The following is a 2,138-nucleotide window of genomic DNA, read 5'->3' as shown; positions in this document are numbered from 1 at the left end:
CACTCCCATTGAAGCTAGAAAAATCCCCTCATAAATATTGTCCAGTTTTATGTTGACAATCCATACAAGATAAATCATTATATATGGTGATTATCTTATCAAAGTTCTCCAGAACCGTATACAGTCGAGTTTCATCTCATAAAAGATGATCAGGTTGATAGATAGAACAAAAAGAACTTCCACCTTTAGGAAGTCCTTATGCTAAAATTATTTAAATTTCCTTTAATACATCCTCCCGATATATCCTTATCACGCACTCCACATGTGGAGACGGCGAAAGGAATATAAAAAACAATGCCTCATAAAAACGATATTTCATTTGTTATTAATTTTCTTCTTGAAAATCCTGTTATATAAATACATTGAAAAGCGCACACCATTTTGATCTACATAAATATTATAAAAGTAAGAAACAATAAATATAACTATCATTGAACTAATAAAAGAAATTGAAACACTAACGCTATAAGTAAATAGATGCATAATTTTAATAAAAACGAAACAAGAAAATGTACCTATAATTATTGTATGCATTAAATACATAGAAAAAGAAATTTTCCCTAAAAATAAAAATGGTTTCAATGATAATATTTTTTGTAACCTCTTAGAATTGAGTAATACGATCAACACGAAAAATGCCCCTATAATATGATAAAACATGCTTGATAACACAAAATTTAATGCAAGAAAACTATATAACGTGCCATTTACATTGATTAAAGTTGGATAGGAACCTAAAAAAATCCCTACCATAAGCAATAAAACTTGCGTTTTTTTCCCTACTAACTTTTTATTCAAATCGACAGAAGAAAATATATCAGATAATATTAATCCAAATATAAAAGCTAAAAAATATGTTTTTATAAAAAGTAAGATAAGTATACAGTAAATAATACTTCTATTCTTCATTTTTCCTATGATTAGTGCTGCTGCAAATACTAAAAACGATCCAATAAATTCGTAATACATCGTCCATAATACTGTATTATATTTTGAATTGGATGATATAAAAACATCATAAAAAGAAAACTTTATTACATCGATAAACGTAGAATCAAATTTCCAGAAAGTACCTAACCACCATGTTGAATAAGTAAATTCAGAAGTTTCCACATTACCAAACAGAGATAATTTCATACAAACGTAGACTAATAAAACAGAGAAAAAAATTGGTATTAAAAGTCTAGGATATCTTCGAACGGCACTCGACGTTATTATTCCATTATTTTGATTAGAATAGTTACTGAAGTAGTGCCTGGTCAATACAAAGCCACTTAAAACAAAAAATATACACACTGCAAAGTTTCCATTATAAAAAATATTAAGAGGACTTTTTGCGATAAATAATTCCCATCCCCTTTGAGTGTGTATTTCTTGAGCATTACCAGAAATCAGAGCAGGATAAAAAGCGCCAACAAAATGACAGATTACAACAACTAGTGCGGCTAATCCTCTTAAGCCTTCGAGATATTCAATGCGATTATCTAACCTCACGTCAACAACACCGTCTCTTTAAATTCAATTCTATCAAACTCTTTTCGAAAACCCAATTGTTTTCATCTCCTATTCAAAGTCAGTTTTCATTTATTTTTACTGTCCAGTCGCAATGTGTATTATAAACATCACAAGAAATTTGTTGTTTATCCAATTGTTTACAGATTGAACTTAATAATTCTTTTTTGTGTTCCTTAAATTCTTAAGTTGATGAATACCTTCTCGCCAAGTTGTTACATTCTATATGCGTTACCCTCCTAGTGACCCGTTATTCTGAGCAAATGTTTCTTTTCAGTACTTTCTTACAAGTGCAACACCAATGTTAAATTTACGACAAAGCACATTTATGTTCAAGTCTTTTGGATTTTTACTGTGTACATAAATATCAAATGAAGACCAATCGTGCTCATTGGATACCACTCACTTTCCACTTCCTATAGACTCAGACTTTCGTATCAATTAATTTTCGACATTAATAGCACTTTTCTCCTATTATTCTACCATGAATTTACACCACTAAGTATAATTTTTAGTTTGGGGTTCTTTTCAATAAATAGTCTTAAAATAGTACCCAAATTAATATGTGGATTGTCAACATAAAACTGGACAATATTTATGAGGGGATTTTTCTAGCTTCAATGGGA

Annotated in this window: 1 protein-coding gene; it reads right to left on the bottom strand. The window is 29.7% G+C overall.

The window, feature by feature from the left end; genetic code table 11:
* Positions 1 to 315 precede the first annotated feature (315 nt).
* The gene (locus OB236_RS34975) at positions 316 to 1,494 is read right to left on the bottom strand and encodes an acyltransferase family protein (RefSeq protein ID WP_262688190.1); all 1,179 of its coding nucleotides are present in this window, start codon (positions 1,492 to 1,494) and stop codon (positions 316 to 318) included.
* Between the last annotated feature and the right edge of the window lie 644 nt (positions 1,495 to 2,138).

The organism is Paenibacillus baimaensis (assembly GCF_025567575.1).
The sequence above is the reverse complement of the archived record's forward strand: the minus strand, read 5'-3'. Positions and strand labels throughout refer to the sequence as shown.